At 59.7% G+C, this 5,703-nt stretch carries 7 protein-coding genes; all 7 read right to left on the bottom strand.

Annotation, left to right across the window (positions count from 1 at the left end):
* The coding region (locus tag LN415_09340) for a PQQ-binding-like beta-propeller repeat protein (protein ID MCJ2557288.1) at window positions 1-768 on the bottom strand (768 nt) is incomplete at its 3' end.
* Window positions 769-930: 162 nt separating this feature from the next.
* Entirely contained in the window at window positions 931-1,455 is a 525-nt protein-coding gene (locus LN415_09335) for a hypothetical protein (protein MCJ2557287.1), read from the bottom strand.
* Window positions 1,456-1,470: 15 nt separating this feature from the next.
* The gene (nifB, locus tag LN415_09330; protein MCJ2557286.1) at window positions 1,471-2,340 is read right to left on the bottom strand and encodes a nitrogenase cofactor biosynthesis protein NifB; all 870 of its coding nucleotides are present in this window, start codon (window positions 2,338-2,340) and stop codon (window positions 1,471-1,473) included.
* A gap of 2 nt (window positions 2,341-2,342) precedes the next feature.
* Entirely contained in the window at window positions 2,343-3,707 is a 1,365-nt protein-coding gene (locus tag LN415_09325) for a 2-hydroxyacyl-CoA dehydratase family protein (protein MCJ2557285.1), read from the bottom strand.
* Between the two features lie 11 nt (window positions 3,708-3,718).
* Window positions 3,719-4,654 carry a 4Fe-4S binding protein gene (locus LN415_09320; GenBank protein MCJ2557284.1) on the bottom strand — a complete coding sequence of 312 codons (936 nt, stop codon included), beginning with the start codon at window positions 4,652-4,654 and terminating at the stop codon, window positions 3,719-3,721.
* A complete protein-coding gene (locus tag LN415_09315; GenBank protein ID MCJ2557283.1) occupies window positions 4,654-5,334 on the bottom strand; it encodes a hypothetical protein in 681 nt (226 codons plus the stop codon). The genes LN415_09320 and LN415_09315 overlap by 1 nt, the downstream gene beginning before the upstream one ends.
* Window positions 5,331-5,703 (bottom strand): hypothetical protein (locus LN415_09310; protein ID MCJ2557282.1); only part of this gene is annotated, 373 nt, incomplete at its 5' end. The genes LN415_09315 and LN415_09310, both read right to left, overlap by 4 nt.

Genomic DNA, 5,703 nt, shown 5'->3' with positions numbered 1-5,703 from the left:
TGTCGGGCCGGGTTGATTAATCAGGATTTGGTAGACCCATCCGTCGCATGCGGCCACGTAGAGGTAGCCGTTGTACACCGCCGGAGCCGCATACAGACCGTAGTTCAAGGAACCCGATGACAGAGTTTGGAACGTCCAGAGAACCGTGCCTGTTTCCAGGTCGATGTTGTAGACCTTTCTATCGCTCCCACCAATGAAGACCTCTCCATCCGCGATTGTGGGCGTGCCAGATCCCCACAGTGAGTTGAACGGGGGGTTCTCGACCTTCCACTTGACAGTTCCGGTGTCTGCGTACAGACAGTAGATCCTGTCCCCGCCGAAGACCAGGTATCCATCAGCATATGCTGGGGAAGAGGTCACCCCGAATCCCCCGCTCACGGTCGAATCCGTCTGCGTTTGCCAGGCAAGGGTTCCGTTGTTCTGGTAGAAGGCGAACATGTAGTCTCCTCCACCCCCGGTTCCAGCGCCAATGAAGACCATGCCGTCCGCGACCGTGGGCGAACCGTATGTCCATTGGCCAGTGGCATTGCTCCAAAGCACATCGCCCGTTTCCGGAGCCGGTGATGAGGTGAAGGCCGTGTGAAGCTCATTGTGTAGGTGCATCGGCCAGGGGAACAACGTCGTGCCGCTCGGAAGCGGAGTGTCATCCCCGCGGTTGTCCTCCAACGGTGCCTGCGGCTCATCGGCAAGGGGGCCCGTGCACTGGGAACACTGCAGTGCGAAGAACAGCCCGACCAGGAGCAGAGCCACAAAGGGTCCTCTCGTCATTTGAAACCTACCTCCTTGAGAACTGGCGAGTCAATTGCGATTTCGTAAGCCTCAAGGCAACGATGAACGCCCTGTGATTCTGCCCACACGTTCGCATGAATGTATCCAGACCATATAAATGTGTGTCGGACAGGCCCCCAGTTCCAGCTGAACGACTCTTCTCTACCTCTTCCAAGACATATACCGCCAGATATCGCAGCATCCGATCTTCCAGGATATGTATGGAGTGACTGCGAAGGCAATTATCGCGAAAGCCAGGAACAGCCACAGGAGCGTCCAAGAGAAGCCGACGACGAGCATGTACATGGCCGTCAGGGGAGGGGCCATCCAGCAGGGTATCACGAGGGCGGCCAAGAGCTTCTTCCTGTTTCCTATCTTGCTCTCGTCACCCTTCTTGAAGAGGCGGGTCGCGGCAACGCTGAATCCGCACTGGCACACGCCGCCGAAGTACTGGCAATACGTGCAGACGTATTTCCAGATGAAGACCGTGCTCACGACGCAGTAGACCACGTAGGCCAGAGCGGCAAAGACATGGAAGTAGTGCAGCATCATGGCTCCGATCATGTACGTCACTATTGTAGGCGCGTTGTCCGCCAGGAAGTGCGGCCAGGAACGGGCTCTCACTCCATCCTCGAGACTGCACTCGAAGCTCGCGGGGGGTTCCGGTGTATCTTGGGCGGGATTCATGATCTCACTCTCGACCTACATGTCTCGGTAGAACTCGCTCGACTGATCGCATCCCAGAAAGCCTATCGCGTCGGCCCTGCATCTCGCGCAGTGGGTGATCTGCCTCGTGAACTGGTTGCAGTCCTCACGCACCCGCTCGACGTCCTGTCTCATGGGCGCGGTCCTGTTCTCGAACTCGCTCCCGTGGACGGGGATGAACGGAATGACGTTCATCACATCGACGCCGACATCCCTGGACCTCTGAGCTATCCTGGGCAGCTCGTTCTCGTTGACTCCGGGGATAAGGACCGAGTTCACCTTGACGACAATCCCTTGTTCGACACACTCATGCACGCCCTCCCACTGTCTGGAGGAGAGGGTCTGGAATGCATCTCGGCCACGCAGCGTCTCGCCTTCGTGGCGGATCCAAGAGTAGATCTCGCTGCCGATGCTAGGGTCTAAAGCGTTGACGGTCACAGTCACGTACTTGACTCCCAGAGCGATGAGCTCCTCAACCTTCGAGGGCAATAGCAACCCGTTCGTTGCCAGACACAGGGCGAGGTCCGGATGGCGCTCCCCGACGAGGCGGAGCGTCTCGAAGGTCTCCTCGTTCGCCAGCGAGTCTCCCGGGCCTGCAATCCCAACGACTGACAGGGATGGCACGCTCTCCACCACTCTGTCGACAAGGACGAGAGCCTGTTCCGCGCTCAGTATACTCGATGTCACGCCAGGTCTCGTCTCGTTGACGCAGTCATACTTCTTGTTGCAGAATCTGCACTGGACGTTGCATCGCGGTGCCACGGGCAGGTGCATGCGCGCATACTGCCTGTGAGCCTCTTCGGAATAGCAAGGATGAAACCAATCCGCGTGTCTGTCCCGCTCATTAGCTACTGTTCCTGTTGTCATGTTCACACGTCCTCGAACAGCGAGTCCTCTCCCGCCTCGATCATCTCCAGGAACGCCTCCACCCTGACCTTGATCTGGCCGATGTCCCCGTCCTGGTACTCGCTCCTGATCGTGAGCACCGGAATGCCCTTGTCCTTGAGCGGTCTTGAGAGGCGGGACGCGTCCAGCGTGTGCAGGTGGCACCCCTGCAGGACGTGGAAGACTACGCCCTCCGCCCGGCTCTCCTTTATCTCGCGCATGACGCTGTCCTCCCGCTCGACGTTGGGTGAGAAGCAGGGGCACGTGCACGGGTAGAGGTACCGCTCGGCTATCGCGACTATCATGGCCCTCTCCGTCCACTCGTCCGTGACGACGGGATCGTAGAAGGTCCGCGTTCCCGAGCAGAGCTCGTCCGACACGATTATCGCGCCCGATTCCTCGAGCAGGTTCGGGAGCTTCCAGTTCGGCCATACTACCGGCGACCCAGCCAGCATGACCCTCGGGGTGGACTTGCCTGCCACGAGCTTGCCCGCGGATGCCATGCTCTTCAGCTCCTTCGTGAGCTTCGTCACCTCGCGGGTCCATCTCTCGATGTCATCGATGAAGCTCACCCATCCGACCAGGAGGAAGTCCCTTCCCCAGATGACGTTGGCCTTCCGTTTCTGGCTCAGCAGCGTCCTCCACGCTTTGTGCGCCTTCTGGTACTTGATGATGGACCGCTTCAGGCTCTTCTTGTCTATCTTCTTCCCTGTGATCTTCTCCAGCGCGTCCCTCACGTTCTTGATCTCCTCGATCCACTGCTTTCGGATGGACTCTCCCTCCTTCACCCTGGGAACGTTCATCGTCAGCAGTGGCCCGATCTCCTTCAGGGCCTCTCCGAGCTTGAGCTTGGCGTCGCACGGCGAGGGGGCTATGATGTAGTCGCACTGGCTGTACAGCGGGAAGTCATCTACGATGGCACACCCCGCCATCGACTTCGCGAGCGGGCAAAGGTTCGGGTCTCCGAGATAGCTCTCGCCCACACCGACGGTGGCGTGGTGTCCGCACCCCAGCCTGAGCGGGAGGCAGCCGGAGGCGTCGATGATCTCCAGCGGGACGAAATGGCAGAAGGTCCCGATGACCTTGCCGCCCTTCGCCTTGAACTCCTCAATCTCCTTCGCCCGAGGGCCGTCGATCTGGGCCATCTCATCGAAATAGTCCATCGCTTTCGCTCTGTTCTTGAGCGAGGCGAGCTTCGCCAGCTCCGCGGATATCTTCTCCTTCGTCCTCTGTATGATTTCGTCCCCGCGGCCCGCGACAAGGGTCTCGATCCTGGCCCTCTGGGCCGACGTGCGCTCGACGGATTCAGCGGGATCCGGACCCTTCTTCCTCTTGCCAATCAGCTTCATGATCATGTCTCCTAAATGTCAAAGTGCTCCATTGATTTCGAACTCAGGAACTTCCGGCCCAGGAATGTTGCGTACAGGCAGTCGTCCTCCGGGCAACACTCCACGCACTTGTAGCAGTGAGTGCAGTTGCGATGCGTGACCTTGTCCTTCTTCCTCTCCGAATAGACCTCTTGGATGCCCATCGGGCAGACCCTCGTGCAGACCCCGCAGCTCGTGCACTTCGAGCCGTCCTTCTTCAGCTGGAACAGAGCCTGGCGGTGAAAGAGGCCCTGAAGTGCTCCCGCAGGACAGATGTAGCACCAGAACCTGCGGATCTTGAAGCACATCACGAGGAAGAAGATGGTCGTGAGGATTGAGAGCCACGGCACTATCGTGCTTGGCGGGAGCAGACCTAAGGCGATCTGCGGGTAGACATAGAGCGCCCTGTTCGGGTCCAGCTGCTCATAGGGAATGGCCAGCCCCGTCCTGAACTCGAACAGGCCGGAACCTGGGATGCCCAAGCTGAGCGTGTAGAAGATTATGATGAAGAGGGCCAGGTACTTGGTCGCGTGAAGCGCCTGTCCCGCCGCCCGCGGTACGCGGTAGGCGGATATGCCCAGCTTCTTGCGTAACAGCGACAGCAGGTCCTGGGGCAGCCCGAGCGGGCAGAGCCACGCGCACCACACCCTTCCGAGCAGCACAACGAGAACCAGGAATATGAAGAGCGGAATGACCAGGTCCGAGTAGAACGTGTCGAACTCGGCCGCCAAGGTGTCCTGGATCTTGTAGACGATCGAGTGAGTGGGAGCGTTGTTGAAGAACTTCGTCGTCGCATTCGGCAGATAGATGTCCCTCACCAGCGGGGACTCGCCGAAGGATATCACCCCGAATATCATGCTGTTGACCAGGATGAGGCTCACGATCTGGAAGACCAGTCTCATTCTCCAGATGCGCTGTTCTCTCGCCATCAGTGACCCTGACCTCCGAAGGCGTTGATGATGAAGTAAGCCCCAAGGGCGATGATGAGCACTGCCGCCGCGACCCTCACGTGAATGGCGTACTTCCTCGTCTTTCTCAGCAGGTTGCCCGAGAGCAGTCCTATGACCGGGTAGACTGTCGAGACCGCCGCGTAGGCGAGGACCATGATCATCGCAAGACCGAAGTCGACGGAGATGAGCAGCGGGGCCAGAATGGCGACCTTGAGGCACGGCGTGGCGCCTCTAAAGACGCCCAGGGCGAAGAACGAAGCGGTCTTGGGCGGGGAATCGAGCTCCTCGCACGGCTCGCCGCCGTTCGCCATGACCTCCCTCTTGCACTCCGCCCGCTGTGCGCGGCCGCGAAAGAGCAGCGGTTTCCTGTGCTTGTGATCGTGAGACGGTTTCCTCAGGATCTGATGAAGGGCGTACACGCCGAGAACGATGCTGAACGCCCCGAAGACGATCAGGAAGTATGTCGGCTTAAGGTTCGCAATGAGGCCCAGTCCGGCGATCGCGGCTCCCAGGATCATGAGACCGAGGAACCTGCCGCCGACGAAGGCGATGCCGCTCTTCTTGCCCTCGATCGAGCAGCCCAACGAGAGGAGGGCGCATATCCAGGAGTTCCCGAGACCCCCGCCGATCGCCATCGCCACGACTATCTCCTCGATCATGTGGGCTCCTTCCCTTTCTTTGAGGCGTTCCGCTTCCGGCCGAAGTACACGTTCAGGCCGACAAGGAGCACGATGATCAGCACGGCGATGAATATCTGAAGCGTCCAGCCGATGTAATCGCGTCCGCCCAGAGCGACCTCGACCGTATGCGTCGAGCCGTCCAGGATGTAGATGTGTGGGGCAGTGTAGGCGCTCGTGAAGTCCGCCTTCCCCTGGTAACCGCCCTGCGCGGCGACTATCTCGATCTGGCCGTCACCGTCAAGATCGCCGAAACGTGGAGGACCGGAACGTCGCAGCCCAATCGCGCGGACCACGTGGTCGGTGGCGGGATAGACGTGCACGGTGGCCGAGTGCCGGTTCGTGCGTTTC

The organism is Candidatus Thermoplasmatota archaeon, assembly GCA_022848865.1.
GTDB lineage: Archaea > Thermoplasmatota > Thermoplasmata > RBG-16-68-12 > JAGMCJ01 > JAGMCJ01.
The sequence above is the reverse complement of the archived record's forward strand: the minus strand, read 5'-3'. Positions and strand labels throughout refer to the sequence as shown.

What these genes read in the sequence shown, in the direction of transcription:
- LN415_09335 (MCJ2557287.1), bottom strand. Translation starts at nt 1,455, where the DNA reads ATGAATCCCGCCCAAGATACACCGGAACCCCCCGCGAGCTTCGAGTGC.
- nifB (MCJ2557286.1), bottom strand. Translation starts at nt 2,340, where the DNA reads ATGACAACAGGAACAGTAGCTAATGAGCGGGACAGACACGCGGATTGG.
- LN415_09325 (MCJ2557285.1), bottom strand. Translation starts at nt 3,707, where the DNA reads ATGAAGCTGATTGGCAAGAGGAAGAAGGGTCCGGATCCCGCTGAATCC.
- LN415_09320 (MCJ2557284.1), bottom strand. Translation starts at nt 4,654, where the DNA reads ATGGCGAGAGAACAGCGCATCTGGAGAATGAGACTGGTCTTCCAGATC.
- LN415_09315 (MCJ2557283.1), bottom strand. Translation starts at nt 5,334, where the DNA reads ATGATCGAGGAGATAGTCGTGGCGATGGCGATCGGCGGGGGTCTCGGG.